A 26,404-nucleotide genomic window follows, 5' to 3' on the forward strand; every position below is an offset into this window, starting at 1 on the left:
CGCGACTCCGGTCTAGCCGGCCGCCGTGGTGAGAGTGGCCCTGTTCCCGTCGACCCGGAAGGTGGGGTCGTCCGTCCGGGACGTGACCTTCTGGACCTGGTCGAGCAGCTGATCGGGAGTGCCGTCGTACGAGTCTGTCGACACCTGGAAGGTGATTCCGGCCCCGGCGAGGGTGGCATCGCCGAACGTGCCTCCGTCTCCTACGCGGAAGCCGGACTCGACGTCGTAACCGGCGACGGGGGTGAAGACGAGGGTGTCGGTGAGTGCAAGCTGCTGCCCTGCCAGAACGGGGTCGTCCCAGTCGAGGGCAGCGTCGATGCGCGGAACCACCACGGTGAAGACGAGGAACACGGCGAGCACGACGAGCGCCGGTGGGCACGTTCGACGGTCGAGACCCAGCACGCGATGGTCGGCAGGTACTCGATGTCGATGTGGTGCAGCGTCCAGCAGTGGTGTCACGGACACCCCTCGAACTCGTCGTTGTTCGTACTTTGTCACAAACCACGCGGTCCGTGCAGTCCGCTGTGAACGACCTCGACGAGAACGGCGAGTCGAGTGTCAGAGTCCGGCGATCATCCGATCGAGCCACTCGACCATGATCGCGCGCTCGGCGACGCTCAACATGGTCAACGTCGGCGTGATCGCACGAAAAGCGACCGCGGCGGCGGCGTGGTCGTCCTGCTCGCGGTCGGGCGGGTCGGTGAGGATCTGCCGCATGACGGCATCGAACATCGCGTCGGCCAACTCGTCGTCGCGGTCCTCGGCCGGAGTCGCGAGAAGCACCGAGATCGCGCCCACACCCGCCGCTTGGACGAGTCCGAGCGCGCGTTGTTCGCTGACCCGCAGTCGGCCCGTCTCGGCGACCCTGTGTATCCGAGCCCGGAGGACGTCCATGCCGGCCTGCGCCGCGCGAGATCGTGTCAGGTGCTGCGGGCCGTTCATCATCCGGAACAGTTCCGGGTTGGCGATGCCGAACTCGACCTGCGTCAGCCACCCGTCGTGCAGGTCCACGAGGGGATCCACGCCCTGCGACGCGGCCGTCTCGGTGATGCGTCTCTTCATCGAGACATGCTCGGCCAGAACATGTTCTGCGACGGATTCCAGGAGACCGTCCTTGTCACCGAACAGTCGATAGATGGTCGGGGGCTGTACGTCGGCACCCTCGGCAACCCCACGAGTGGTCACTGCGGCCACGCCGTGATCGCGCAGCAGGGCGGCCGCGACCTCGATGATCCGCGCCCGGACGTCGTCTCGAGTGCTGGTCGGCTTGATCACGTTCCAACGATAACAGTCTCGTGATACCGTCGTGTTTCCATCGATAACAACGGTGCGATACCAACGAAACTGAGGCACTCATGATCGTCATCACCGGCGCCACCGGCGCGCTGAACGGCGCCACTGTCGACCACCTGCTCAGACATCGCCCCGCTTCGGAGATCGCGGTGGCGGTCAGAGACGCGTCCAGGGCCCGACGCTTCGCCGATCTCGGCATCGAGGTGCGCCACGGCGACTACGCAGACCCGGCGTCGCTGCCGGACGCGTTCGCGAATGCCGATCAGCTGCTGCTCGTCTCGTCCAGTGATCCGAGGGCCGACGCAGTCTCCCTGCACCGCAACGCGATCGACGCGGCCGTCACCGCGGGCGTGGGGCGAATCCTGTACACGAGTCATCAGGGGGCCGCGGACGACACACCGTTCGGTCCGGGTCGAGACCACGCGGCGACGGAGCGGCTGCTGGCGGGTTCCGGCCTGCCGTGGACCTCGCTGCGCAACGGCTTCTACGCCCACAGCCTGGCCTGGTCGACTGGCCCCTGGCGCGAGTCCGGCGTCATCACCGTTCCGGCCGACGGTCCGGTGTCGTGGACGTCCCGAGCGGATTCGGCGGAGGCTGCGGCGGCGATCATCGCATCGAACGGCGCGTACGACGGACCAGTCACGGTGACCGCCGAGTCCGCACCCACCTTCGAGGAGGTGGCGGCGATCGCCTCCGACGTGGCCGGGCGGACGGTACGGCGAGTCCTGATGGACCCTGAGGACTGGATCGCAGCCCGGGTCGCTTCGGGACAGCCGGAATTCGCGGCTCGCTTCACACTCGGGATGTTCGACGCTGCAGCCGGCGGTTGGTTCGCCGGCATCGATCCCCTGCTGGGACAGTTGCTCGGCAGGTCGCCTGCGACAGTGCGCGACGCGCTGACTGTCGCGTAGCCTCCACGGCGCCCGTCAGAGCCCGAGGGTGGCACTCCAGGACAGCGAGACTCAGGCCGATCGTTCCGCCGTCACTCGCAGCCGTTGTGCTGATCGGCATGTTCGGAGGACAATCGTCGGATCGGTGACGTGTTCGGTGAGAGGGTGTGCGATGTCTGTGTCGTGGGAGTCTCTGTCTCGTCGGCGCGGCCTACGGGTGACCGGCGGGCTCGTCGGCGTGTACGTCGGCCTGGTGGCCTACTGGTTCGTGCAGGATGCCGCCCACCGTGTGGCAGCGCGGAAGGCTGAGGCATAGCCTCCGTTCGTCCCGCTCCGAGTCTTCGTCCGATGTGAGGGGTTGTCGGACAACAGGATGCCCCTACGACGCCGACCCTGAGTGCCGCATCGACGACGGGGACCGACCCATGATGCGGGTGAATGCTCGTGAGAACGCCGCGTCGGACCCGTATCCGAACGAGGCCGCGACCGAGGAGATGGTGGCGTTCGATCTCATGAGCTCCGCCGCCGCGAGCTGCATGCGCCGACGGGTCAGGTGGACCAGCGGGGCCTCACCCACCAGCGCGGTGAAGCGCGCGGCGAAGGCGGATCGAGACATCGCCGCCGTCCGAGCCAGATCCGCCACCGTCCACGGCCGCTCCGGATGCCGGTGCATCGCGATGACCGCGGCACCGATCTGTCTGTCGCGCAACGCCCCCAGCCAGCCGCCGATCTCAGCGCCCTCCTCTCGGAGCCACGCTCGGACGAGATCGATGATCAGGATGTCGGCAAGCCGCGTCACCACGGCCTCCCCACCCGGCCGGCGGGCAGCGGCCTCGTTCGCGAGCAGTTCCAGTACCGCGGCCGAGACCGCAGACCCGCGATCACCCACCAGCACGTCGGGCAGCACGTCGAGGAGTGAGCGGGCAGTCGGATGATCGAACTTCACGGCGCCACAGATCAACACGGCCCGCTCGCCCCCGCCGCCGTGCTCGAGAACGATGAAGCGGTCCGAGATCCACTCGGGCTCCGGGTCGTACATCGACACCGACAGGGATGACGGATCGTCCACCACTCGGTGGCCTCGACCGTGCGGGACCAGCACGCACTCACCCTCGCCCACCAGCCGAGGGTCCGTCCCCGGCAGGTCGAGCAGGCACGATCCCACCACCGGTGCGTGAAACCACAGGCAGTCCTCCATCGCGGGGATGTCGAGACCCCAGGGAGCCGTCAGTTCCGATCGAACGTAGAACACCCCACGCATCCGCAGCGAGTGCAGGGCGTCGCCGAGCGCATCGTCACCGCGCCACATCCTGGACGATCGATCATCAACGGTGGACTCCACGGTATTCATTGTCCACCACGAACCCGGCACCGTGAACATCGTGACCACACAACGAACCATCACTGTTCTCGGCGCCACCGGCCGAACCGGACGACGCCTCACCGACACGCTCCTCGGCCGCGGATGGAAAGTACGCCGTGTCGCGCGCACCGCACGGCCCCACGCACACCCGGCTGCCACCACGCACACGGGCGACCTGACCGACACCGACTTCCTCACCACCGCGTTCACCGGCGTGGACGCGGCCTACGTCCTCGTCCCATTCGACCCCACGGCACCCGACGTCCGAGCACACATGAACGACATCGGGTCCTCCATCACCGACGCACTCCGACGAGCACGGGTGCCACGCGTCGTCGCACTCAGTTCCCTGGGCGCCGAACTCGAGCACGGGACCGGATTCCTCACCGCACTGCACGCTCAGGAGCAGCGACTCACCGCCCTCGAGACCGATCTCGTCCTTCTCCGACCCGGCTACTTCTTCGACAATCTCGAACCCGTCCTGCCCCACCTCCGCCACATCGGGGCACTCCAGGACTCCATCGCCCCCGACGTGCCCCTGCCGATGGTGGCGGCCGGAGACGTCGGCGCAGCCGCGGCCGACGCAGTCGAGGAACCCGACCACCAGGGCACCACCATCCGCGAGATCAGGACCGCAGTCGATCTCACCCTGATGGACGTCGCCGCCGCGGTCGGCCGAGCACAGGGCATCGGCCATCTCCCCTACCAGCAGCTCCCCGACGAGGAGACGATCACCCAGCTACTCCAGGTCGGATTCTCCGACGATGCAGCGAGATTGCAGGTCGAGATGCACCGCGCGTTCTCTGCAGGACGCGTCGCCGCGACGGGGGACGACCCCCGCGCCCCGACGACGGTGGACGACTACCTGGCGTCGCGGGCGTGAGCGCCGTGTGAGCGCAGAACGGTTCTCGACGGGTCACGTACTCACGAGGGCGGGCCGCGTCCGATGCCGGCGAAGAGATTGTCGATCAGGCGGTCGGCGAAGTCGGGTGTGATCGGTTGATCAGGGAGCAGCAGCCGGTGGTACACGCACGCCACAACTGATCCACCACGTTCTCGCTGTCGAGATCGTCGCGCAGCTCGCGGCGCGCGCGATGAGTGTGGCCAGTCTCCGTGTGATGCGTCGCCGGCATTAGACAACCGAGCCGGGCAGGTGCGCTCACGCGGGAGCGACGACCCGCTCGAATCAGTCGTCTGAACGGCTCAGAGGTGGCGCGCAGCGAAGTCCACCGCGCTCCGCAGCGTCTCGCGGCCCTCCGGAAGTACGCCTGCCAACACGGGAAATGCGTGCACCTGACCCCGCCACACATGGGTCTCGACAATCCGGCCGGCGTCCTCGAGCTTGCGCGTCATCGCCTCCACGTCCGGGCGCATCAACTCGTACTGCGCCGAGGACAGGAACACCGGCGGAAACACCGACGGATCGGCGTTGATCGGAGACGCTGCGCCAGGGATGGCGTCCGGCCCGTTCATCCAGCGATCCTCCAGCGCGAGAACCTGTTTCATCGGCAGATACGCGTCCCGCTTCATGAACGTACGGGAATGGCTCCTCAGGTCCAGATTGAGCAACGGCGAGAATCCCAGAACGGCTGCGGGTGGTGTCAACCCCTCCAGCACAGCCAGTTCGGCGACCTTCATCGCGAGGTAACCGCCGGCCGAGTCTCCCGCCACGATGATCTTGGACGGATCGGCCACCGTCGCCGACGCGGCGCGGTAGGCGGCCATGGCATCGAAGATCGACGTGCCGATGCCGCCGTACGGAATCTGCCGGTACTCCACGGAGTACACCGGAATACCCGCACGGGCGGCGATCATGGCACACGCACCGCGATGGGTCGCCAGTCCGCAGAAGACGAAGCCGCCGCCGTGAAAGTAGAGAACCGTCGCACTGGTAAGAGAGCCGGTGGCCGTCCGAGGATGTGTCGTCTTCTCGCAGGGCACACCACCGAGAACCACCTGGTCGATGGTGACGCGAGGCGGCTTCGGCAGTCGGTCGACGACGCGATCGAGGTGCCCGATGGCCTTGATGCCGCCGTCGGTGAGCGGCCACATACTCAGGGTGGGCTTGAGGACCGCCTTCATCGCCGCCGACAGGACGCGTGCCTGCGGACTGACGTCGTCGTGCCAGGTGAGTGTGCCCGTCATCGTCTCGTCATTCCCCTCGTGCGATGAAGCGTGGAGACGATCGACGCTATCAGCCCGGCTCCGTGCACCGATTCCGACAGACTCGAGCTCGGCTGTGCTCGTGGGAGCTCGGCTCGGGTTTCCCGCGTGAACGTGCTGGGTACGTATACGACGAACGTGCCTGGACGCAGAACGTGCCTGGACGCACTAGAGAAGTTCGGTGGTTCACCGTGAAACGCATCGTCGTCGCCTTGTCGGTACTGGCTCTCGTCGCCGGCTGTTCCACCGACGACACTGCACCTGCGCCGACGCAGACGCCCGCCGCCGAACCGGCTAGGGCGCCCGCGGCGCAGGATCCGATCGGCACCGTCATTCCGCTTCCGGGCGCACCCGAGGGAATCGTCGTCACGTCGTCCGGCATCGCTGTCGCCGCAGTGCGTGAACCCGATGGCCTGAGGCTGCTCGACGCGGCGACCGGAGTCGAGCGATCGTTCGTGCCGACGGTCGGTGCGCCGCGACACCTCTCCCTCGCCGGCCCGGACGGACCGATACTCGCGCCCCTCGAGTCCAGTGACGAACTGCTCCTGGTCGATCCGGCGAACGGAGCGACGCTCTCCACCATCCGGGGCGTCGGACGGCAACCGCACGATGCCGTGGTAACCGCCGACGGCGCGACCGTCGTGACCAACGAGATGGGCGGCGGAGTCGTCTTCGTACGCAACGGTGTCGTGACCGCATCTCTCCCCGCCGGTCCCGTGCAACCGGGCGGCGTTGCAGCCGTCGGCAATTACGCAGCTGTCGCAGACGTGCAGGGCAACGGGATCTGGATCTACAGCGGGCCGGACCAGAAGCTCGTCGCGCAGGGACCGTTGGGGACCAAACTGACGCATGCGACATCGCTCGGCCCCGACCTCGCTGCCTTCGCCGACACCGACGGTGGCGCGGTATACCTCGAACGCATCACTCCCGACATCAGCGAGGTCGCTCGCATCGACGCACCCGGCAATCCTTACGGGCTCGCCTACGACGCCGATCGGAAGCTCCTTCTGATCACGCTGACCGAGAGCAACATCCTTCGTGTCGTCGATGTGGCCGAGCCGGCATCGCCGCGGATCGTGGTTGACTTGCCGACGGTTCGTCAGGCCAATTCCGTTGCCGTGGATCCACAAACGGGAAACGTGTTGGTGACAGGCAGTGACCCCGGCGCGGACTCGAGCCTGCAGATCATCCCGGCCGACAGTGTCGACGCGTCGTGACACGTGCCTGCGCGACGTTCACGATCGGTGTTCGGTGAACACCCGGCGCAACCCGACGAAGCGCACGACCGTGGCCACGAGGTTCGCGGCCACCAGGACGGACACCTCGATTGCTCGCGATGCATCGGGTACCCACCTGTGGAGGAGTACCAACGAGCCGCTGGTGACCGCCAGCCCGAGGGCGAAGACGACGAGCCCTTGCACGTACTGGCGAACGATCGCATCGGTTCCACGGATTCCGAAGGTGAACCGGCGGTTGATCGCGGTGTTGGCGAGCGCAGAGACGAGGAGCGCGAGCACGTTCGCGGCCTGGGACGACATGACGACTCGGAACACCAGAAACAACAGAACGTACGCGGCGGCGCTCGCACCGCCGACCAGATAGAAGCGGAACAGCACACTCCGGGTGCCGGAGGTCGCGGTCAGAGTGTCTCCCCCGTCGGCCTCGAAACAGGGAGTGCAGCCACGCATCGGGCGAACTCGCTGTCCGGGTGGCACTGTCGTGCGATCGGGTCGAGATCGACGAGTTCGTCGGCGTCACGCAGAGTCGGTGCTGCACCGACGACGAGGCCGCGGCGCTGCAGGGCGTCCCGGGTGTCGTAACCGGTGCGGTCGGTGGACATCTCCACTGCTCGCAGGGCCTGCGCATCGGATGCGTCGTGCAGTCCGAGCACCCACCACCCTCCGTCCTCGGCACGGCCCAGGATCGCCGACGACGGTGCCAGAGCCTCACCGATGTCGGTGAGCATCGCGGGGTCGACCTGCGGTGTGTCCATGCCTATCTGCACGACGGAACCGGATCCGGCGGCGTCGCGATGCGCGTGGATCAACCGTTCCGAGAAGCCGTCGCCGCGCTGATCGATGACGTCGAAGTCAGCCAGTGACCTCTGAATGTCGTCGCTGCGCATCGCCTCGGCCAAGTCGCCGGTCATCGCGACCACCCGCCGGGCGAAAGGAGCCTGCCTCGCCGCGGCGAGTGTGTCGAGCAGCGCCGCGGCCGCCACCGACGCGGCATCCTCGGCGGTCATGGCGGCCATCAGTCGAGTCTTGGCAAAGCCGGGTACCGGCGCTTTCGCGATGACGAGCAGCGTCGCATCGATCATGGAATCACCTTCGCAAAATCCCAGACGGCCACCACCGTGCCGCGAACCGACCCCGACACCTTCGACACTCCCCCGGTCCGCGGGCGGTACGAGATGTCGTGCTCGACCACTGTCCACCCTGCCCGAGCGGCGAGAACCAACAGCTGCAGCGGGTAGCCGGAGCGTCGGTCCGGGACGTCGAGCGAGAGCAGATCGTCGCGGCGGGCCACCCGAAGAGCGCCGATGTCGTGGACGTCGATCTTCAGTCGTCTGCGTAGACGCAAGGCGATGGCCGTGTTGCCGAGGCGGGCGTGCCACGGCGAGCCACTGCGGTGCACCGGGCGGCGCCGACCGACGACGAGTTGGGCGGAGTCCAGCGCTGCGACGAGCCCGGGCAGTTCGCGAGGGTCCATCGACCCGTCCCCGTCCATGACAGCCACGACGGTCGTTCGAGCAGCGGTGATTCCGGCGTGCACGGCTGAGCCGTATCCGGGTATCGCCTCGATGACCACCTCCGCCCCGTGCGCACGGGCCACGTCCGCGGTGCCGTCGGTGGAGCCGTTGTCGACGACCAGGCGGTGATAGCCGTCGGGCACGGCGTCGAGAACATCGGGAAGAGACTGCGCCTCGTTGCGGCACGGGAGTACGACGGTGACATCGGAAGGATCGATCATCGTCACACCACCGGGGCCGAGCCGTCGGATGCCGCCCGTAGCGGTGCCGACGCGAACCGCGTGAGCCCCTCGTCCGGACCGACGGCAGCTCGGAATCCGAGAATCTCGTCGGCCCGATCGGCACCGGCAACGATGTGCCGCACGTCGCCGGGACGGAACTGACCCGTCACCGCCGGTTCGATGCCGCCGCCGTGTGCACGACACAGAATGCGGGCCACGTCACCGATCGAGATCGGGTGTCCCGAACAGACGTTGCAGGCCACGAACCCCGCTCCGTCGTGCTCGACGGCGGCAAGGTTCGCGGCGGCGACGTCCCGGACGTCGACGAAGTCTCGCATCTGCCCGCCGTCCTCGTACACCGTCGGCGGCTCACCAGACTCCAGCGATGAGCGGAACATCGCCGCGACACCCGAATACGGTGTGTCACGGGGCATTCGATCGCCGTAGACGTTGTGGTACCGCAGCGCCGTGACCGATCCGCCCGTCGCCAGCGACCACGCAAGTGCATAGTTCTCCTGCGCGAGTTTGCTTGCCGCATAGAGACTCCGAGGCTCGAGCGGAGCGTCCTCGTCCACCGTCTCCCACGTCACCGGCTCGTCACCCTCCGGGCACTTCGCATCGAAGACACCGTTCCGCAGATCCGACGGGTTTCGAGGGCGCGGACGGATGACACCGTGCACTGGGCAGCGGTAGCGACCTTCGCCGTAGACGACCATCGACGACGCGAGAACCAGCTTCCGACACCCGGCTCGGGCCATCGCGGCAAGTACTTCGGCAGTACCCAGATCGTTGTGGCTGGCGTAGGCGGGTGCATCCGCGGTGCTGACGCCGGCTCCGACGACAGCAGCCTGGTGGCACACCACGTCCACCCCCACCATCACGTCGTCCAGAGCGCCGGGGTCGCGAACGTCGACAGCCGTCACGTTCGGCGCGTGCCGCGGCGTCGGGCCGTGCGCGGAAGGCAGGAACGCGTCGACAGCCGTCACGTCGTGGTCGGCCCCCAGTAGTGCTTCGTGAATGTGTTCGCCGATGAAACCGGCCGCGCCGGTGAGTAACACGTGCATCGTTTCTCCTTGTCGTGTCGACCGAGGGGGCGGGTCGCTCACCAGTTCGTGTACGTCAGATGGTTGATCGCGAGTGCCAGCACGACTTGCGCTGCCAGCCAGAAGCGCACCGAGCGGTCCCCGATCGCGACAGTGGCAACCGTCATCCACACTTGGAACGGCAGCCAGATGCGTTCCGTCTCCGCCTTGCTCAGCCTGCTCAGGTCCGCGAAAGCCACCGCCAGCAGAGCGGCCACCACGAGCAGAGTCACAGGCTCGGCACGTCGCACACGCGGCAGTGACACCACGCGGGACAGCGCAGCGGGCACCGCGAGTCCCACCGCACACACCAGAGCCGCGATGTTGCCCCAACTCCAGTACTGGAACGGGCGCGCTGACGCGATGCCCTGCCAATACCGTTCCTGGACCGCGACGTACCCGTCGAACCACCAGAAGCCCGACGCGGTGAAGAGTCCGGCAACGACGAGGGCGCCACCGATCGCCGGTAGCAATGGCCGCACGCGGCGGGAGGCGATGAGGACCGCGAGAGCAACCAGGCCCATCAGAGCGAGTCCGTAGTTGAGATAGACCGAGAACCCCAGCAGGAGACCCGCCGCGACGGCCGCGACGTCGTGTCGCGCTCGTCGACCGGCTGCTGCGACGGTCAGGAGGGCGATGCCCCAGGCGGACACACCGGTGAAGAATCCGTCCGCGGAGACACCGATCCAGATCGCGCTGGGGGCGATCACGGCGAACGGGATCAACCGTCGGGCGGTGTCGCGGCCGACGAGCGCTGCCACGGCGACAGCGGTGGCGACGGCGGCCGATGACCCGACGATCACACACAACCATGCGGCCGCCGCGCCTCCACCGAGTCCGATGCGGTCCAACCACACGAACGTCAGGATGGCGCCGGGGGGATGGCCGGAGACGTGCGTGGCCCACGAGTCCGCCTGGCCGTCGACGATCCGGTCGGAAAACCCACGCAGCGTGGCCCCGATGTCGTCGATCCCGCCGACTTCGGACAGATACTCGTCGCGGGACGTCAACTTGTCGACGAACCCTCTCTGCCAGCCGTCGACCGCAGCCAGTCCGACGGTCCAGACGAGGGTCGTCGCCCAGGTCACGAGGAGCAGGAGCCGCCACGACATGCGTGCCGCCACGGACGGGCCGAAAATCACCACCAGGACGCCGACGATCACCGCGACCGGGGTACCCGGGCCCACATGAGCGCCCACCCGCCCGAACAGCGGCGCGAGCGACGCGAAATCGTCGAAGTCGAAGCCCATGCCGTCGATCAGCGGAGTGACGACGGCGTTCTCCCGCCGCGCCACGACCACTGCCGCGACGACCAGTGCGGCCGCGAGGAGTGCGCCGATCAGTTCCGGAACTCGAGGAACCCACCCGCGCCGCCGATCGGTCGCGGTCGGGCCGCTCACTCGGAAGTCTCGGGGGCCGAACCGTACGGGGGTTTGACGAAGTGAGCGAAGTGCCGACCGGCGATCGCGGTCACACCGACCGGTACCAGCCCTCGTGCCGCGGCGAGTGGCGCCAGCGTGTCCGCATCGATTCGCGCCCAGTCGTACCAGGGCCCCGCAGTCTCGTCGTTCTCGATACGCAGACATTCGGCGACGAATCCCGTTCCGGGCGTTGCCACTTCGACGTGCACCGTCCCGCTCTCACAGGCGATGTCGTGCGCACGACCGATGACACGGCCGGGATCCCCGCCGATGCCGATGTTCCCGTCGACGAGAAGCACGGTGTCCCAATGCCCCTCGTGTGGAACGATGTCGAAGATGTCGGCCAGCTCGGCCTTGGCGCCGCGTTCACGGACCAGCGCGACAGCTGCCGGGGACGTGTCCACACCCATAGCGGACACTCCCCGTCGCCGCAACTCCTCGACCAACCGGCCAGGCCCGCACGCGAGATCGATCGTGCGCCCCCGGCAGAGGGCGAGCAACGTCTCGTCCACTGCGCGGTCATCGGCGTCTGCGTGCTCGCCGCCGAGCCAACGCCCGACCGGCAACAAGTTCCGTCGGCCGTCCCGGTGCCGCACCCACCACGCGGTACCGGTGGAGGCAGTGTCGAACAGAACATCGAAATTGTCAGGGGCCTCGCCCGCCGAAGTCGCTGTCACGCTTGTCCCTTCTACAGACCCCGACTGGTCCGGCACTTCCTCGATGTGGATGATTGTCCATTCCCGGTGGACGTCGGCGACAAACGTCGCGTTCAGTCGTTTTCCACGTTCAGGGGCCATCGCCCGACTCGTCGACACGATCCGGCCCACATCGGTGTCGATGTGGGCCGGGTAAGAGGCTGTGCCTCGTTACTGCGTGTTGACGGTGATCGTGGCGACTCCCACGAGCAGTCCCGGGGTGACGGCGTCGGTCTTGAACGTCTCGTTCAGCAGGCCGGCGGCGGTCTCGGAGATATGCACGGTCGTGCCCTGCAGAATCGCGGTGTTGTTCGAGCCGGTGGCCAGCGGCTCAAGGGTGCGGCCGTCGAGATCGAACAGCACGGCGTCGGTGGCGGCGCTCTCTCCGTTGACGGTCACATCACCCATGAGCAGTGAGGTGCCCGGATCGATGACGAAGTTGGTCAGCTCCACCGTGGTGCCGCCGGCGGTCAGGGACAATCCGCTGCCTTCGTGGTCGATGGAGCCCTGCACGTACGGATCGACCGTGCCCGGCGTCCAGTACTTGACGTTGCCGCCGGTGATCGGGAATCGAAGTGATCCGTCCGCCAGGGTCGCCGTGCCCACAGTTCCCGGGGTCAACCCGAGCGTGGTCAGAGCGTCCGTGAAGCCGGTATCGAGCGCGACGGCGGTGTCCACGCCGGTCAGAGCATCGACCTGCGCGGCGGGTTCGGGCTGAGTGGACGTCGATGCGGCAGCGGAGGACGAACTGGACGTCGTTGCCGCTGCCGATCCGCCGTCGTCGCTGGACGAGCAGGCGGCCAGCGGGACGAGGGACATCACGCCGATCGCGGTAGCGGCCACGGACTTACGAATGGTGAACATTGCAGCTCCTTGTCGTCGGTAATAGTCACTCCACATTCGCCGCGACGCGGCCCATGGATGGTGTTCGACCGCAATCGTTCCCGCGTCCACGTGCGTGGCAGCGACGGTGGAACGTCACCGGAAGCGGACGTGAAACGTTCTAGCGGAGGTCTTTTCGCACCTCCCCTAGGCGCCCTGTGTATCCGTCCGATCGTGGCCGCGTGGCGTCGCAGGTGACGGCCGCCTCACCGCCGCGAGCACCCGCACCAGGAACACCGCGACGCTGATTGCGACCATGGCCGCCACGACCCACAGCCACCGCTCGAGATACGGGTCACGGTTGAGGCCCGTGGCCGCCACGATGGCAGTGTCGTCGGTGTTCAGGATGCCCGGGAAGAACACCAGCAGCGTCAGCGCGGCGCCGAGGGCCGGCACCCGGATGTGCTGCCGCACCGGAACCTGTCGAACCGTCCAGGTGCGAGTCGGGCGCGTCGCCCGATCCGCCAGCGAGTACAGCGGGTACAGAACGAGGTCGTGCAGGATCGCCGCGCCGATGAACCACACGGCGATCGACTGCCACCACCTGTCCGGGTTCCACAGTGCGTCCACCCCGAGAGTCAGGACGGCGGCACCCGCGAGGACGAAGGACACGACCATGACGGCCGCATGAGCGGCGCCTGCCCCGTACAGCCGCCTCATCGATCGGCCCCGCCGGCGAAGTCGATACGTGACACCCACTTGGTGTTGTGGACACCGGGAAGGCCCGGAACGATCACCCGCGCGGGATAGCCGTGGTCGAGCGACAGCGCCGCACCGTTGACGGTCAACGCGAGAAGCGAATCCGGATGCCACACCTGGTTCTGCGCCAGCGTCGCCTGCGCGAACGCACCTCCCTGTTCCAGCGAGGCCACTGTGGCGGTGCCGTCGGTCACGCCGGCGAGGCCGGCGAGGTCCCGCAAGCGCACCCCGGTCCACTCCTGCGTCGTCGACCACCCCTCGACGCACGCGATCGGCAATACCGCGGTGTGCTGATCCATCGCCTCGAGTGCTGCTCGGTCGAGAACCACGCTCGTCTTTCCCGACAACTCCACACGCCATGAATCCCCGGTGGACGCCGGATCGATTCCCGCTGCGACCGCCGTGCGATTGATCTGGAAGTCGTTCGGCCCGTCGCCGTAGGAGCGGCCGCGGGGCACCAGCAGAGCGGTCGATCGCAATGGCCCGTCGATGGTCTGCCCGATAGTGAGTGCCGCCAGCAGTCCGCTCCCGCCGGCCACGAGTGCGAGGGCGCCGCGCCGGGAGATGCCCTGGGTCGCTTCCTCCCCTTGCCCCGGTTCCGCGCCGGGCGCATCGTTGCGGTCCCGGAGCACGTCGGACAGCGACGTCGTCCGCAGCGTCCTCCACATGACCGGAACCTTGATGGCCACGTGCGCGAGGAACCCGGCGATGAACACCCACGCCCCGAAGTAGTGGGCCGTGTAGAAGTCGAAACCGAAGACGTAGTCGTACTGGATGTTCAGCACACCGGTGACGATCTCGAACAGCACACCACCGACGAGCATCAGCAGACTGAGCCGCTCGAGCGCCTGCGCCGGGGATCGGACCGGCGGCCACTGCACCAGCTTCGGCATCACCGACCACAGCTTCGCGAGAACCAGCGGAATCACGACGAGGCCGAGCGTGACGTGCAGGCCCTGGTTCAGCCGATAGATCCAGGACGGATCGGTCGGCCAGTCGAACTGGGGCAACCTCAACCACCCCACGTCCCCGGGGCGGGCTTGTCCGAACTCGGGACCGTAGGCGATGTAGGACAGCAGACCGGTCACGGTGATCACCGGCAGCGACACGAGAAGGACGGCACCGAACACCGACGTCAACCACGGACCGCGGATCGCACTCTGGAACTGGGGCAGAGGAGGCAACGGCACGACCCTTCGACTACCCCGACGACTGATGCTCACCACCATGGCACGTCGACGCTCGCCGTGCGAGCGAACTGGGCAGCGAGCATCCCGATGGCCGTGTGCACCTCCGTGCGCGAAAACTTCTCCACAGCGGCGTGTTCGAGCCCTGCTTCCTCGTCGGTCGGCGTTGGCGGTACAACTCCAGTGAACCGGTGGTCGACTCCCCGGCAGCCAGCGCGAACGCGAACACCGAACGCACCTCGAGCACCGCCTCGACCCGATGCGTTCAGTCGGTGCGACCGGCCCACATGATTCTCGCAACCCGAACGTGGTTGCAGGACTGCGTCAGGACACGACGCCTGTGAACTTGGGTCGCCGCTTCTCCATGAAGGCGCGCCCACCTTCCACGGCATCGTCCGAGCCGGCGCACATGGCCACGAAAGCCTCGGCCTCGGAGAGCATCTCCGGGTAGAGGTCGCTCGCGAGGGCCACCTTCGCAGCCCGCACCGACATGGGTGAATTGGCCGCGATGGTCGTCGCGAGTGTGCGCACGGCCTCGTGCAACTGGTCTTTCGGGACCACCCGATTCACGAGACCGATGGAGAGAGCGGTCTCTGCCGTGACGCGACCGCCGGTGTACAGCATCTCGGCGGCGTGACCGGAGCCGACCATGCGTTGCAGCACGCGCGTCGGCGGAACCGGGTATGCGATTCCCAGACGTGCGGCGGGAATCGCGAACGCGCACGCCTCATCGGCGATGCGGATGTCCGCGGTGAGCGCGACGGCGACGCCGGCGCCCATGCAGAAGCCGTGCACCATCGCGATGGTCGGCGTGTGCATGGCGGCGAGTCCGAAGAACAACGCGGCAATGGCGTCGTCGGCGGCCTGCTTGGCATCGGTGGAACCGTGCTGCGATTCGAACTCCGAGATGTCGGCTCCGGAGACGAATGCCTCCGAACCTTCCCCGCGCAGCACGATGGCGCGGATGTCGGGGCGTTTGTCCAGCTCTTGCAGTCGCGCGTGCAGATCGCGCATCATCGCTGCGCTCAATGCGTTGCGACGGGTCGGATTGCTGATCACGGCCCATGCGACCGCACCGTCGATCTCGACGGAGACAGAGCCTTTCTGCTCCACTGTGGCAGTCATGACAGGCCGTTTCGACGAACTTCTGGGTGCTCCATGCATGAATTTTAGATTCGGGCCTTCCACCGAGAGCGCGGCCGAACCATTGTCTGGCGGTCTCACAACCCGGCCGCACTGTCCCGTGGTCGTGACCGCGCATTCCTGCCCCGTGTCACCTCCCGCGCACCCACACGTCACTAGTCGGTCTGCGTCGGACGAGCATCGACCGGACGTCCGGTGGTCGCGCGTTGCGACATACCGTGTGTGGGGTCGACCCGCGGCGTACGGTTGGGCGCATCCGGTGAAGTCATCACCGCGCAGCGTCCTCCGCGCACGTCGACAGGTGTCATGACTGCACCACAGAGGACTCCGCATGACGGATTCGGTCACGCCCGGCCTGCCCCCGGACGATCACAGCACGGCGGCAGCACTGGCCGCCGCGAACGCCTTCGACGACGAGATCGCGGGAGCGTTGTCGTCCCGCACGGCCAGTGGTGTCCGCACGGCGATCACGATGCAGTACTTCGCCGCGGACACCTTCGACGCATTGGACGCCTTTCGTGGACTCCTGCTGTCGCACAGTCGGTTCGAGACTCTCCTCCAGGGCTTGTGCGAACAGGCGGTCGCCGCGATCCCCGGAGCGGACATGGCCGGGGTGACCCTCCTGCATCACGACGCGGCGAACCCTGAGACCGCGGCGCGGTCGGATTCCCGAGTCAGCGACATCGATGCCGATCAGTACCGCGTGAACGAGGGGCCCTGCCTCGAGGCCGCCCGGACCGGGCGCATCGTGTGCGTTCACGTCGAGGATGCTGCGGCGCGATGGCCGCTCTTCGCCGCGGCAGCCTCCGAGGCCGGTGTGCGCAGCTTCCTGTCGGCACCCCTGGACGTCGATTTCGAACATGCCGGATCGTTGAACATCTACAGCTTCGGCGATCACGGCTTCAGCGACATCGACGAAGTGCTGGTCACGGTGCTCGTGACCGCCGTGGAGGTCGCGGTGTGGGAATCGCGGCACACCGCGGACGCTCGGGAAGAGTCAGGCAATCTGCGTCGAGCGATGGAGACCCGCGCCTGCATCGAACAGGCGAAGGGCATCGTCATGGCAGTGCGGGGTATCACCGCGGACGCGGCCTTCGCCGCTCTGGTCGAGCAATCGCAACGAGAGAACGTGCGTGTGTCGGTGCTTGCGGAACGCACGGTCACCTCGGTCGTGGCGGTACCGCTGTGACCCTTGATCGCGCACGCGAACAGGACGTCGACCGACGATCCGTCCAGGTCACCGCCGCCCGCAACGGGTCTGTACTCATCGTGTCGGTCCGCGGCGATCTGGACCTCGAGTCCACGCCCATGCTGACGGCAGGTCTCGACCGAGCACTGTCTGACAACGTGCCCTCTGCGGTGATCGTCGACCTGACCGACGTCGATTTTCTCTCTTCCACCGGCATGACGGCCCTCATCGACACGCACCGCCGACTCGGCGCACTCGTCGCGCTCGCTGTCGTGTCGAACGGGCCTGCGACCACCCGTCCACTCACGCTCGTCGGAATGGACGAGATGCTCTCGCTCCACCCCGACCTCGACGCGGCACTGGCCGCGGTGTCGTCCTGAACGGTCGCACGGCGGGCGTGCTGAACGCGACCCATGACGGTGTCGCAGACAGCACTCTCGGTCCGAGCGTCCGGAACCCGGGCCTCGTCATGTCAGATGTCCCCGCTGACGCCCTGTGCATCGGCGCCGTACGCCGAGCATTGTCCGCATGGCTCCGTGTCCTACCGTTCGACGACGCGCGCAGAGCCGATGTGGTGCTGGCGGTGTACGAAGCGATGGCCAATGTCGTCGACCACGCGTACCTCGACACGGACGGTGTCGGCACGATGCAGATCAGCGCCACCTACTCGGTCGACCTCGGCGCGCTGGACGTCACCGTCGCTGATCTCGGGCGGTGGAAACTGCCTGTGCACAACGCTCTTCGGGGTAACGGCCTGCCGCTCATCACGGCACTGAGCACCTCGTCGACAGTGGATCACTCGGGCACGGGGACCACCGTCCGCGCGACGTGGTCCTCGATGGCGCGTCAGCACCCGGAGTCCGCGTTCCACTGACTGAGCGCTCCGGATGACCCACTCGCGCAGCTCACCTGGATCCGTGGCATCCAGTCGGTCGAACCCACGTGTCGGTGTCCGGACATAGAGTTCGACCATGACCGACCCTGTGAACCGCGTGGAACCGCCGTTCGTCGCGGACGAAGTGGCCATGCTCGAATCGTGGTTGGACTACCACCGAGCAACTCTGCTGTGGAAGTGCCACGGTCTCACCGACACGCAGTTGACAGTGCGGTCGATACCGCCGTCCACTCTGTCCCTTCTCGGCTTGGTGAGACACCTGACAGAAGTCGAACGTAGTTGGTACGCCAGACGGCTCGCCGGCCGTGAACGCCCACCTCTGTACTACTCGGACGCCGAGCCCGACGGAGACTTCGACAGCCTCGACTCGACACCTGTCGCGGAGGTGTTCGCTGCCTACGAGAGGGCCGTCCAGGAGAGTCGGGCCCTCGCCGTGAACACCGACCTGGAAGCGTTGTCGATCGGCACGGTCGATGGCCTGCAGGTCTCGCTGCGCTGGATTCACCTGCACCTGATCAAGGAGTACGCCCGACACAACGGACACGCAGATCTCCTCCGCCAGTGCATCGACGGGGACACCGGGGAATGACCGCCGATCGTCGCGCGACAGACCACGCTCGGCGATCGGATCGCGGTGAACGGTCCACTCGCGCAGAACTCTGATGTGTCCGCGCTGGGTCCTGACAACAGTGCACGGCGCGGTGGCGGCACACCGCCCTCGATCTCCTCGGTGTCGATACGCTCGAGTCATGAGTCCCGACCCGACCTCGTCTGTCGGGTCGCCATCAAGTGACGAGCCATCAGATGTCACGCTCGGAGTCGTTCTGGCGGTGAGTATGTTCCTGCCGGCCTATCTCGGTGCCACTCTGGTCACGGATGCACTTCTCGGTCGACCGGGACTACCGACGTCGCCGCTGTTGTGGCTCCTCGTCGCTACGCCACTCGGAATCGCGATCGTCCGCTTCGAGGAAGCCGTGCAGGCCAGATCGGACTGGGACAAACGACAAGGCCTCTGGTACGGGACGGGGGTGGGACTGATGACCCTGCCCCCGCTCGGTCTCGCGCTGTTCGCAGCCGCACCGGTTCTGACCTCGCTACCTCGGGGCGGACCGTCGGCGCTCGTCGTCGCGGCACTGGTGATCCTGGTCGGAGTCATCGTCGTACGGGGGAAGCTTCGCGGGCCCGCCTGACGTGCAGGCACCTCGATCCTCAAATTTTCTGACAGCACTGTCAGATTATGGTCATGCTTGCTAGATTCTGAACCATGACTCGCACGTTCCTTCGCACGGCACGACGCGCACAGCTCGTCGAGGCTGCCATTCGTTCTCTCGCCGACCTGGGCGTGGAAGGAGCATCACTCTCACGCATCGCCGAACACGCCGGTGTCAGCCGTGGGGTGGTGAACTACCACTTTCCCGGCGGGCGACGAGAACTGTTCGAGGCCGCGGTCGACGAGATCTACGACCTGGGCCGCCGCGAAGTGCAGCCCGACACCGAGTCCGCCCCGTCCCCACGACGCGGGCTGGCATCGTTCGTCCGGGGAAGCATCGCCTTCTACGCCCGCTACCCGATCCACCTTCGAGCTCTCACGGCGATCTACACCAGCCGCACCGAGGACAGCCTGCGACGGGACGAGCGACCCGAGCACGCGACCGAGATGATGTCCGTCGCCGATCTTCTCCGACGAGGTCAGGTGTCCGGCGAGATGCGTGATTTCGATGTGACACTCATGGCGTTGACCATCCGCGCCGTTCTCGACACCGCGGTCGGGCTCACCGCAGCAGGAGCCGACCCCGGTGTTCTCGCGGACGAACTCGTGAACACCCTCGACGCCGCAACGCGGGCGCTCCCGTGAGGCGCGCACTCGCTGCCGTCGTCGCAGCCACCACTCTGATGGTGTCCGCGTGCACCTCGACGGGGATCGAACCGGACACCGAGTCGAACCCGGTGGTGGACAGCACGACCGGAACCTTGCAGGGAGTCGCAGTCGGGAACACGCACCAGTTTCTCGGCGTGCGGTATGCACAACCCCCCACCGGTGACCGCCGATGGACCCTCCCCGAGCCGATGCCCGACACCGACGAGGTCCTCAACGCAACGAAAGCGGGCTCACCGTGTCCGCAGACCGGCGAGACCGCGCAGGCAGTCTCCTCGACCGACGAGGACTGCCTGTTTCTGAATGTCACCGTCCCGGCACGCGCGAGCGCCGAGCCCCGTCCGGTTCTGATGTGGTGGCACGGTGGCGGATTCACCAGCGGAGCCGGCTCGCAGTACGACGCGCAGAAGCTCGCCGACCAGGGTGACGTCATCGTCGTCTCGGCGAACTACCGACTCGGGATGCTCGGATATCTTGGACTGCCCGGCCTGGCAGGATCCGGCAACTTCGGTCTCGCCGATCAACTGGCCGCCCTGCGCTGGGCCAACGACAATGCCGCGGCCTTCGGCGGAGACCCGGATTCGGTGACGCTCTACGGGGAGTCGGCCGGTGGAACCTCCACCTGCGCGGCGCTCACCTCACCGGCCGCCGAAGGACTGATCGACCGCGCCATCTTCTCCTCCGGTTCCTGCCGTCTCGCGTGGCCTCCCGGCACCCTGTTCCCCGGACTACCCGCGTCATCGTCTTTGATCCCGTTGTCCGACAGCGAATCACAGGGCGTAGCGGTCGCCACTGCACTCGGGTGCACCGACCCTGACCCGATGGGTTGCCTGCGAGAACGACCCGTCGATGCTCTGCTCGGGCAAGCCGCGTCGTTCGGCAACCCGTTGGCCTACGGCACCGGCCTGCTCCCACAGGAACCCGCACTCGCCGTCGAGGCCGGAGACTGGCTTCACGTGCCCGTCCTGTCCGGCGGCAACCGGGACGAGCACCGTTCCTTCATCGGCGGTCTGCTCCTGACCGATCCCGCGGCGGTCACGGCGGACAACTACCAGTCCCTCATCCAAGCCTCGTTTCCCGCCGACGCTGCATCCGTCGGCGCGCACTATCCGCTGGCGGACTACGAGTCGGCGCCCGTCGCCTGGGCGACCCTGGTCACCGACGTCGCCTGGGCATGCACGACCTCCCGTGGCGCCCGTGAGCTCGCCGCCGACGGGACACCGGTCTACAGCTACGAATTCGCCGATCGCAGTGCGCCCGATGTCAGCGGAGTGTCGGCGTCCGGTATGTCGCAGGGCGCGGCGCACGCCACCGACCTGCCGTATCTGTTCGATCTCGGCGGCGAGAACCTCCTCACGGGACCAGGGCAACGCGAGCTCGGTGACGCCATGGTGGCGGCATGGGCTGCGTTCGCCCACAACGGCACACCCGGTCCTGCCGACGGTGCCGAGTGGCCGGCCACCACCGGCACCGAGACCACGGTCATGCAATTCGACAATGCCGCCACCGGCTCCGGGGTACACCTGATCGACCACCGCGCCGAACATCACTGCGCGTTCTGGGACACGGTCGACCGTGGCTGAGCACGCGCGAGAAAGGATCGAGTCGTGCGACGACTTGTCGTGACCCAGAACATCACGGTCGACGGGGTGATCGAAGCTACCGACGACTGGTTCGCACGCGCCGGTCACGATCCCGACATGGACAGGGCATTGGCCGCTCAGCGCGACGCATCCGACGGGTTTCTCGTGGGACGGAGGACGTTCGAGGGCATGCGCGATTTCTGGGCACCTCGAACCGATGACACGACCGGCGTGACGGAACATCTGAACCGCGTCGCGAAGTACGTGGTGTCCTCGACGCTGCAGGACCCGGGGTGGGCGAACACCACAATGTTGTCGGGTCCCCTCGTCGACCAGATCGGTCGAATCACCGCACTCGACGGCTCCGACATCGTCTGTACGGGAAGTATCGACCTCTGCCATGCCCTGATCGGCGCAGATCTCGTCGACGAGTACAGGCTCTTCGTCCACCCGTTCGCGAGGGGACACGGAAGGCGACTGTTCGACGGAACTCCCCCACGACACCTCGTCCTGCGGGAGTTCCGCGCCTTTCCTTCCGGGACTGTTCTCACCCGATACGACACGCAACGGACGAGCTGAGCCTGCTCGAGGACTGACTGACACGCGGCGAGAATGCCCGAGCCGGTGGCTGTGTCAGCTCATGGTCGGCGCGCGGCATCGGACGCCGCAGTCACCTCGTAGGCCGCGTGGTAGTCCCGCGAGAAATGCGCGGCGCTGACGTAGCCGACCGTGGCCGCCGCGAGCGAGACCGGCTCGTCGAGGACGAGAATGCGTCGACGCGAGCGACGAGGCTGCCTTCGTACACGGGACGACCCTCGACGTCGCCGGTGGGATCGTGGCGACCAGGCCCGCGTGACCTCTCCGACGGGCGCTCGGATCTCCGTGAGTCACCCACCCGAAACCCATCGACCGTCGGCACCGATCGAACTGGCGATCTGCGAGCTGATGCGCCTGAGTTCCTCTGCCTGACCGCCGGTGAGCGAGCCGAACACCAGCGTCCGGACCAGGGCCACGTGAGCCGGTGTGGCAGCCCGCGTGACATCGAGACCGCTCGGCGTCAGGGTCGCTGTCGTGACCCGGCCGTCGATCGGATCGGGGGAACGCTGCACCCACCCGCGGCGCTCCAGCCGTGCCACAGCGCGGGACAAACGCGACAGAGTGCTGTTGGCGAAGCCTGCCAGCGTACTCATGCGCACTGTGCGCCCCTCGGCACGCGACAGGGCGTAGAGCAGTCCGTACTCGAAATGACTCATATTCGAATCCCGTTGCAGCTGACCGTCGAGAGCGACCGGAAGCCACTCGAGCATCGTGGCGAACGAGGACCACGTCGCGAGCTCGTCGGCCGTGAAGTCGACGGGATGCAGCGGTTGGTCCATGACTCGCACCCTACCCATTGATTGCCTGGGAAAGTGTCTGCCGCTACAGTTAAGTTGCTCAGGCAAGTAAAATGACTGGAGGAGTAGCCGTGAACCTGGACCTCACCGGACGACGAGTCTTCGTCAGCGGCTCCACTCGAGGCATCGGGTACGCCGTGGCCGCAGCGTGCGCAGGCGAAGGCGCATCGGTCGTCCTCAACGGTCGCACCGAGGAGAAGGTGAGCGGGGCTGTGACCCGTCTCCGGAAGGCCGTCCCCGGCGCGAGTGTCGACGGCATCTCAGCGGACATGTGCGACATGGAAGAGGTATCCACACTTCTGGGCAGGCTGGGACAGGTGGACATTCTGGTCAACAATGTCGGCGTGTTCGAGGTCGCGCCCTTCTTCGAGATCACCGACGAGCAGTGGTCGCGTTATTTCGACATCAATGTGATGAGCGCAGTTCGGCTTTCGCGAGCCCTGCTCGGTGGAATGATCGACAGAGGATGGGGAAGAATCATCTTCACAGGCACTGAGTCGGCGATCGATGTCCCTGTCGACATGGTCCACTACGGAGCGACCAAGGCCACGGCACTGGCTCTCGGCAATGGGCTGGCCAAACTCACCAGAGGTACCGCCGTCACGGTGAACACCGTTCTTGCCGGCCCGACCTACTCCGATGGCGTCGCCGAAGCGGTCGAGGGGATCGCGTCCGCCCAGCGCGTCCCGCCGGAGGATCTGACGTCGTCGCTGGTGCGCTCGAGTTCACTCATTGAACGCTTCATCGAACCCGAGGAGGTTGCCGACCTGGTCACGTTCCTGGCAAGTCCTCGCTCCTCGGCCATCAACGGCTCAGCCATTCGCGCCGACGGCGGTGTACTCCCCACGATCATTTGACAGTGGATCGACCTCGCCGACCCGACGTCATGGCAGGGGATGCACCAGTGCGACTGCGCTCTCGTGCGCTCGGGTGAGGGTGAGATCGAGTGGCATGCGCCGGAAGTCGTCGGACAAGATCTCCACACCCCAAGTTCCGTCGTATCCGACCTCGCGCAGAACACTGATCAGTCCGTTCAGGTCGAACACTCCCTCACCGCACAATCGACGGTTGTCCATCGTGTCGTCGAACAACGACCCGACGACGTGCTCGTCGGCGTCATCGAGTTCCACACCGAACACGACGTCGCCGGTCAGGGAAGATCGCAGTTCGTCGAGGGTGGTGCCGGCCCGGAAGACGTGCCAGGCATCGACGATCACGCCGCACGCGGGATCTCCTGTGGCGCGGGCGAGGTCGGCCCCGTCCGGGATGGTGGAGATGATCGAGAACGGCATCGGTTCGATGGCGATGCGGGTGCCGCGCTCCACGGCCTCGCGGGTCAACACGCGTAACGCGTCGACAAGTGGTTCGAGGTCACGAGGCGGCGCATTCTCCGAGCCGATCTTGATGTGCGTCGGCTGGAGGATCTCAGCGGCCTCCAGCAGCAGGTCGCGAGTGTCGTGGGTGCTTCCGTTCTCTCCTCTGGGGATCCACCACCGTTCCAGCAGTTCGATCTCGACATACCTCAACGGCGAATTGTCGAGCATGCTCCGCAGGGCCGGTAGTCCGATGTCGTCGCGAATTGCCGCGAGGTCCGCGGCGACCATCCCCATGCCGGCGAACCCGGCATCGGATACCGCCGTGATCCGGTCCGCGATCGGAATCGGACTCACAGGGTGTGGCGCGTCGGGGCGGACATCGCCCGCCGACGTCCAACACGCTGCGATCAGTTCCGGCGCCATCGGTGCGATGCGTCGGTCCGCTCCTCGGGTCATGGTCAGGATCCTGTCTGCGTCGGGGTACCTCGCGGCCACCGCGATGAGGACTGGTGCGACGTGGCCCGGATGCAGGAGGTGGCACCGGGGGCGAGGTGGTCACCTGCAGTGTGCCGATTGCGACATCGTCGGATCAAGCAGGTGGAGCCATCAAAAACCCCTCGCCGGGGTGACGTGGCGCTGCCGGTCCGGTCCGATCCGGTCGTGGCCGGACGATCGCGTCGTACCGAGTGAGGGCGACTCAGCTTGTCGGGCACGTCGAGGCTCATTCGAACGACGTCACCCATCGAAAGTCGGGACCCTGAAGCCATCTACCCTCGCGACGGCCCGCGTGATCCCGACGCGGGCAGAGCGACGTGGTGGCCGATCCGACCAGTGTCAGACCGTTCCGGCAGTGACGTCGCCGCCGTCGATGACCCACCGGGCCACCTCGACCGACGAGATCGACAACGCATAATCGCGGGCCCGCAGCAGGGCCGAGGCTTCGTCTGCCGCCAGATCATGACGGGCCATCAGCATGCCGATCGCGATGTTCGCAGACTGCAGATCGACATGGTGACGCATGAGACCGTCGATCCCGACGTGGCCGACCAGGTCGTCACCCAACACGCGGGCCAGCTTGGAAACGAAGACGTCGACTTCCCCGGGCCATCGACGCGTCGGCGGGGTGCGTCGATGCATCTGCATCGTACCCGATGCACGATCACCCGAACCGATCGGATAGACCTGCACCCACCCCACGCCCAGCGACGACAATTGCTCGACGAGCGCCGGCCACCGCAAGCGATCCAACGGATCACCCGACGTGATCGTGCACACCGCGTTGTCGTCGATCGCGGCCCGATCGGGACCGCACCCGTGCACGTACAGCACATCCGCCACCGCCGTCGCCGATGCGCACGTCGCGTGCACGAGCGAACGTGCATCCGAATTCTCGGGGGAGGTGACGATCACCGCGGCACCGTCGGCGCCGAGGAGGTCGATGCACACATCGACCCAGTCGCCGACACCGGCCAGTCCACCCAACGGACCATCATCGCCCGGTGGTGCGTCGTCACCGTCGTTCACGCCGATGCCCCCCGTTCCGAGCCGCCTCTGTTTCTCATCGTGCCATCGATCGGACCGGGAGGTTCGAAACGCTCATCGCTCGGGTGGTCTGCGCCGCGCAGCCTTCACACATCGACCGCGACGGTACGTCGCGCCCAGGATGCCGCTGAGTACTCAATTCGACACCTACCCCGATGTAGCATCGCGCAATGGCTCTACGGAACGCGATTCTCGCCGCACTCCTCGACGGTGAGTCCTCCGGTTACGACATGACGAAGAGCTTCGACATCGCGGTGGCCAATTTCTGGAGTTGCACCTCGCAACAGCTCTATCGCGAACTCGACAAGCTGGAGGCAGATGGCCTCGTCGAAGCACGCCTGGTCGAGCAGCAACGACGGCCGAACAAGCGACTGTTCAGGCTCACCTCCGAAGGACGAGCAGCGTTGCAGCAGTTCGTTATTCGCGAACCAAAGCCCACAGCCGTACGTGACGAACTACTGGTGCAGATCGAGGCAGTGGACGTGGGCGACGTCCGCGCGATCATGGCGCACCTTGATACAAGGGAGGCCGCCTCGATACGCAAACTGTTGCAGTACAGGCAATCTCGAGAAAGTATGCTCGATGGACTGACCGAGGCCGAGTACCTCGCGGACACGGCGAGGATCGGGCACTTCCTGACACTCGCACGCGGAATTGCTTTCGAGGAGGAGAACATCAGATGGTGCGTCTACGTGCGCGACATCCTGTCGGGCCGATCGACCTGACGCCCGGCGAACGGAACGTCTGCCCCGTGCTGCCGTCGGACGGATCGGGCAGGAACGACGACCCTGGACACGATGCGGTCACCGCAGTACTGT

The 26,404-nt window shown here is 66.7% G+C and carries 30 protein-coding genes; 13 read left to right on the plus strand and 17 right to left on the minus strand.

Annotated features, from left to right (window positions below):
* Positions 1–12: 12 nt before the first annotated feature.
* Positions 13–459: a hypothetical protein gene (locus tag HQ312_RS18100; RefSeq protein WP_222640082.1), complete on the minus strand. Its 447-nt coding sequence runs from the start codon at positions 457–459 to the stop codon at positions 13–15.
* A 99-nt stretch (positions 460–558) separates the two neighbouring features.
* Positions 559–1,275: a TetR/AcrR family transcriptional regulator gene (locus HQ312_RS18105; protein WP_222640089.1), complete on the minus strand. Its 717-nt coding sequence runs from the start codon at positions 1,273–1,275 to the stop codon at positions 559–561.
* Between the two features lie 80 nt (positions 1,276–1,355).
* Here HQ312_RS18105 and HQ312_RS18110 point away from each other — a divergent pair, with 80 nt between their 5' ends.
* Positions 1,356–2,204, plus strand: a complete 849-nt coding sequence (locus HQ312_RS18110) for an NAD(P)H-binding protein (protein WP_222640091.1) — start codon at positions 1,356–1,358, stop codon at positions 2,202–2,204.
* 358 nt (positions 2,205–2,562) lie between these two features.
* Here the strand turns inward: HQ312_RS18110 and HQ312_RS18115 are convergent, their stop codons facing one another.
* The gene (locus HQ312_RS18115; protein WP_374198311.1) at positions 2,563–3,534 is read right to left on the minus strand and encodes a cupin domain-containing protein; all 972 of its coding nucleotides are present in this window, start codon (positions 3,532–3,534) and stop codon (positions 2,563–2,565) included.
* Positions 3,535–3,565: 31 nt separating this feature from the next.
* On the opposite strand from HQ312_RS18115, the gene HQ312_RS18120 reads away from it, so the two are divergent.
* Entirely contained in the window at positions 3,566–4,429 is an 864-nt protein-coding gene (locus tag HQ312_RS18120) for an NAD(P)H-binding protein (protein WP_222640093.1), read from the plus strand.
* Between the two features lie 320 nt (positions 4,430–4,749).
* Here the strand turns inward: HQ312_RS18120 and HQ312_RS18125 are convergent, their stop codons facing one another.
* Positions 4,750–5,691: an alpha/beta hydrolase gene (locus HQ312_RS18125; protein ID WP_222640095.1), complete on the minus strand. Its 942-nt coding sequence runs from the start codon at positions 5,689–5,691 to the stop codon at positions 4,750–4,752.
* Between the two features lie 209 nt (positions 5,692–5,900).
* Between HQ312_RS18125 and HQ312_RS18130 the strand changes: the two genes are divergently transcribed.
* Positions 5,901–6,926, plus strand: coding sequence for a hypothetical protein (locus HQ312_RS18130; protein WP_222640097.1), 1,026 nt, complete (start codon positions 5,901–5,903; stop codon positions 6,924–6,926).
* 18 nt (positions 6,927–6,944) lie between these two features.
* On the opposite strand, the gene HQ312_RS18135 is transcribed toward HQ312_RS18130, so the two are convergent.
* The 10 genes from HQ312_RS18135 to HQ312_RS18180 all read right to left on the minus strand — a co-directional run bounded on the left by HQ312_RS18135 (position 6,945) and on the right by HQ312_RS18180 (position 15,773).
* On the minus strand, positions 6,945–7,397 hold the full coding sequence (locus tag HQ312_RS18135) for a GtrA family protein (protein ID WP_037184092.1): 453 nt from the start codon (positions 7,395–7,397) through the stop codon (positions 6,945–6,947).
* A complete protein-coding gene (locus HQ312_RS18140; protein ID WP_222640099.1) occupies positions 7,349–8,029 on the minus strand; it encodes a DUF2064 domain-containing protein in 681 nt (226 codons plus the stop codon). Before HQ312_RS18140 ends, HQ312_RS18135 begins: the two co-directional genes overlap by 49 nt.
* Positions 8,026–8,682 carry a glycosyltransferase family 2 protein gene (locus HQ312_RS18145; RefSeq protein WP_222640102.1) on the minus strand — a complete coding sequence of 219 codons (657 nt, stop codon included), beginning with the start codon at positions 8,680–8,682 and terminating at the stop codon, positions 8,026–8,028. The genes HQ312_RS18140 and HQ312_RS18145 overlap by 4 nt, the downstream gene beginning before the upstream one ends.
* 2 nt (positions 8,683–8,684) lie before the next feature.
* A complete protein-coding gene (locus tag HQ312_RS18150) occupies positions 8,685–9,746 on the minus strand; it encodes an NAD-dependent epimerase/dehydratase family protein (protein ID WP_222640112.1) in 1,062 nt (353 codons plus the stop codon).
* A gap of 38 nt (positions 9,747–9,784) precedes the next feature.
* Positions 9,785–11,164 (minus strand): hypothetical protein, encoded by a 1,380-nt coding sequence (locus tag HQ312_RS18155; RefSeq protein ID WP_374198312.1) that lies wholly within the window; start codon positions 11,162–11,164, stop codon positions 9,785–9,787.
* Positions 11,161–11,862, minus strand: a complete 702-nt coding sequence (locus tag HQ312_RS18160) for a class I SAM-dependent methyltransferase (RefSeq protein ID WP_197027722.1) — start codon at positions 11,860–11,862, stop codon at positions 11,161–11,163. The genes HQ312_RS18155 and HQ312_RS18160 overlap by 4 nt, the downstream gene beginning before the upstream one ends.
* Before the next feature lie 189 nt (positions 11,863–12,051).
* Positions 12,052–12,744 (minus strand): hypothetical protein, encoded by a 693-nt coding sequence (locus HQ312_RS18165; RefSeq protein WP_222640113.1) that lies wholly within the window; start codon positions 12,742–12,744, stop codon positions 12,052–12,054.
* Between the two features lie 165 nt (positions 12,745–12,909).
* Positions 12,910–13,422, minus strand: a complete 513-nt coding sequence (locus HQ312_RS18170) for a hypothetical protein (RefSeq protein WP_222640115.1) — start codon at positions 13,420–13,422, stop codon at positions 12,910–12,912.
* Positions 13,419–14,690, minus strand: coding sequence for a molybdopterin-dependent oxidoreductase (locus HQ312_RS18175; RefSeq protein ID WP_222640117.1), 1,272 nt, complete (start codon positions 14,688–14,690; stop codon positions 13,419–13,421). Before HQ312_RS18175 ends, HQ312_RS18170 begins: the two co-directional genes overlap by 4 nt.
* 282 nt (positions 14,691–14,972) lie before the next feature.
* Positions 14,973–15,773: an enoyl-CoA hydratase-related protein gene (locus tag HQ312_RS18180; RefSeq protein ID WP_056449321.1), complete on the minus strand. Its 801-nt coding sequence runs from the start codon at positions 15,771–15,773 to the stop codon at positions 14,973–14,975.
* A 349-nt stretch (positions 15,774–16,122) separates the two neighbouring features.
* On the opposite strand from HQ312_RS18180, the gene HQ312_RS18185 reads away from it, so the two are divergent.
* From HQ312_RS18185 to HQ312_RS18220, 8 genes are all read left to right on the plus strand, one after another.
* Positions 16,123–16,980, plus strand: a complete 858-nt coding sequence (locus HQ312_RS18185) for a GAF and ANTAR domain-containing protein (RefSeq protein WP_222640119.1) — start codon at positions 16,123–16,125, stop codon at positions 16,978–16,980.
* On the plus strand, positions 16,977–17,360 hold the full coding sequence (locus HQ312_RS18190; protein ID WP_222628122.1) for an STAS domain-containing protein: 384 nt from the start codon (positions 16,977–16,979) through the stop codon (positions 17,358–17,360). Before HQ312_RS18185 ends, HQ312_RS18190 begins: the two co-directional genes overlap by 4 nt.
* 89 nt (positions 17,361–17,449) lie before the next feature.
* Positions 17,450–17,854, plus strand: a complete 405-nt coding sequence (locus HQ312_RS18195; RefSeq protein ID WP_222640121.1) for an ATP-binding protein — start codon at positions 17,450–17,452, stop codon at positions 17,852–17,854.
* A gap of 97 nt (positions 17,855–17,951) precedes the next feature.
* The gene (locus tag HQ312_RS18200; RefSeq protein WP_222640123.1) at positions 17,952–18,464 is read left to right on the plus strand and encodes a DinB family protein; all 513 of its coding nucleotides are present in this window, start codon (positions 17,952–17,954) and stop codon (positions 18,462–18,464) included.
* Between the two features lie 241 nt (positions 18,465–18,705).
* A complete protein-coding gene (locus HQ312_RS18205; RefSeq protein ID WP_222640125.1) occupies positions 18,706–19,065 on the plus strand; it encodes a hypothetical protein in 360 nt (119 codons plus the stop codon).
* Between the two features lie 74 nt (positions 19,066–19,139).
* Positions 19,140–19,730 carry a TetR/AcrR family transcriptional regulator gene (locus HQ312_RS18210; protein ID WP_056449305.1) on the plus strand — a complete coding sequence of 197 codons (591 nt, stop codon included), beginning with the start codon at positions 19,140–19,142 and terminating at the stop codon, positions 19,728–19,730.
* Positions 19,727–21,334 (plus strand): carboxylesterase/lipase family protein, encoded by a 1,608-nt coding sequence (locus HQ312_RS18215; RefSeq protein ID WP_222640127.1) that lies wholly within the window; start codon positions 19,727–19,729, stop codon positions 21,332–21,334. The genes HQ312_RS18210 and HQ312_RS18215 overlap by 4 nt, the downstream gene beginning before the upstream one ends.
* 24 nt (positions 21,335–21,358) lie before the next feature.
* Entirely contained in the window at positions 21,359–21,913 is a 555-nt protein-coding gene (locus HQ312_RS18220; RefSeq protein WP_222640129.1) for a dihydrofolate reductase family protein, read from the plus strand.
* Between the two features lie 308 nt (positions 21,914–22,221).
* Here HQ312_RS18220 and HQ312_RS18225 read toward each other — a convergent pair whose 3' ends face one another.
* Positions 22,222–22,710, minus strand: coding sequence for a MarR family winged helix-turn-helix transcriptional regulator (locus tag HQ312_RS18225; protein WP_222640136.1), 489 nt, complete (start codon positions 22,708–22,710; stop codon positions 22,222–22,224).
* 89 nt (positions 22,711–22,799) lie between these two features.
* On the opposite strand from HQ312_RS18225, the gene HQ312_RS18230 reads away from it, so the two are divergent.
* Positions 22,800–23,585, plus strand: coding sequence for an SDR family oxidoreductase (locus HQ312_RS18230; protein WP_308123927.1), 786 nt, complete (start codon positions 22,800–22,802; stop codon positions 23,583–23,585).
* A 27-nt stretch (positions 23,586–23,612) separates the two neighbouring features.
* On the opposite strand, the gene HQ312_RS18235 is transcribed toward HQ312_RS18230, so the two are convergent.
* Both HQ312_RS18235 and HQ312_RS18240 read right to left on the minus strand, forming a co-directional pair.
* Positions 23,613–24,500 carry a sugar phosphate isomerase/epimerase gene (locus HQ312_RS18235; RefSeq protein ID WP_222640141.1) on the minus strand — a complete coding sequence of 296 codons (888 nt, stop codon included), beginning with the start codon at positions 24,498–24,500 and terminating at the stop codon, positions 23,613–23,615.
* Between the two features lie 378 nt (positions 24,501–24,878).
* A complete protein-coding gene (locus tag HQ312_RS18240; RefSeq protein WP_222640143.1) occupies positions 24,879–25,568 on the minus strand; it encodes an ANTAR domain-containing protein in 690 nt (229 codons plus the stop codon).
* A 188-nt stretch (positions 25,569–25,756) separates the two neighbouring features.
* Here HQ312_RS18240 and HQ312_RS18245 point away from each other — a divergent pair, with 188 nt between their 5' ends.
* Positions 25,757–26,311: a PadR family transcriptional regulator gene (locus tag HQ312_RS18245; protein WP_222640145.1), complete on the plus strand. Its 555-nt coding sequence runs from the start codon at positions 25,757–25,759 to the stop codon at positions 26,309–26,311.
* The last annotated feature ends 93 nt before the right edge of the window (positions 26,312–26,404 follow it).

The organism is Rhodococcus sp. BP-316 (assembly GCF_019836105.1).
Lineage (GTDB): Bacteria > Actinomycetota > Actinomycetes > Mycobacteriales > Mycobacteriaceae > Rhodococcoides.

Bases quoted from the DNA above. Each gene is read 5' to 3' on its own strand.
- HQ312_RS18110 (WP_222640091.1), top strand. From the start codon at position 1,356: ATGATCGTCATCACCGGCGCCACCGGCGCGCTGAACGGCGCCACTGTC.
- HQ312_RS18115 (WP_374198311.1), bottom strand. From the start codon at position 3,534: ATGAATACCGTGGAGTCCACCGTTGATGATCGATCGTCCAGGATGTGG.
- HQ312_RS18125 (WP_222640095.1), bottom strand. From the start codon at position 5,691: ATGACGGGCACACTCACCTGGCACGACGACGTCAGTCCGCAGGCACGC.
- HQ312_RS18135 (WP_037184092.1), bottom strand. From the start codon at position 7,397: ATGCGTGGCTGCACTCCCTGTTTCGAGGCCGACGGGGGAGACACTCTG.
- HQ312_RS18140 (WP_222640099.1), bottom strand. From the start codon at position 8,029: ATGATCGATGCGACGCTGCTCGTCATCGCGAAAGCGCCGGTACCCGGC.
- HQ312_RS18145 (WP_222640102.1), bottom strand. From the start codon at position 8,682: ATGATCGATCCTTCCGATGTCACCGTCGTACTCCCGTGCCGCAACGAG.
- HQ312_RS18150 (WP_222640112.1), bottom strand. From the start codon at position 9,746: ATGCACGTGTTACTCACCGGCGCGGCCGGTTTCATCGGCGAACACATT.
- HQ312_RS18165 (WP_222640113.1), bottom strand. From the start codon at position 12,744: ATGTTCACCATTCGTAAGTCCGTGGCCGCTACCGCGATCGGCGTGATG.
- HQ312_RS18170 (WP_222640115.1), bottom strand. From the start codon at position 13,422: ATGAGGCGGCTGTACGGGGCAGGCGCCGCTCATGCGGCCGTCATGGTC.
- HQ312_RS18175 (WP_222640117.1), bottom strand. From the start codon at position 14,690: ATGGTGGTGAGCATCAGTCGTCGGGGTAGTCGAAGGGTCGTGCCGTTG.
- HQ312_RS18180 (WP_056449321.1), bottom strand. From the start codon at position 15,773: ATGACTGCCACAGTGGAGCAGAAAGGCTCTGTCTCCGTCGAGATCGAC.
- HQ312_RS18185 (WP_222640119.1), top strand. From the start codon at position 16,123: ATGACGGATTCGGTCACGCCCGGCCTGCCCCCGGACGATCACAGCACG.
- HQ312_RS18195 (WP_222640121.1), top strand. From the start codon at position 17,450: ATGTCAGATGTCCCCGCTGACGCCCTGTGCATCGGCGCCGTACGCCGA.
- HQ312_RS18200 (WP_222640123.1), top strand. From the start codon at position 17,952: ATGACCGACCCTGTGAACCGCGTGGAACCGCCGTTCGTCGCGGACGAA.
- HQ312_RS18210 (WP_056449305.1), top strand. From the start codon at position 19,140: ATGACTCGCACGTTCCTTCGCACGGCACGACGCGCACAGCTCGTCGAG.
- HQ312_RS18225 (WP_222640136.1), bottom strand. From the start codon at position 22,710: ATGGACCAACCGCTGCATCCCGTCGACTTCACGGCCGACGAGCTCGCG.
- HQ312_RS18235 (WP_222640141.1), bottom strand. From the start codon at position 24,500: ATGACCCGAGGAGCGGACCGACGCATCGCACCGATGGCGCCGGAACTG.
- HQ312_RS18245 (WP_222640145.1), top strand. From the start codon at position 25,757: ATGGCTCTACGGAACGCGATTCTCGCCGCACTCCTCGACGGTGAGTCC.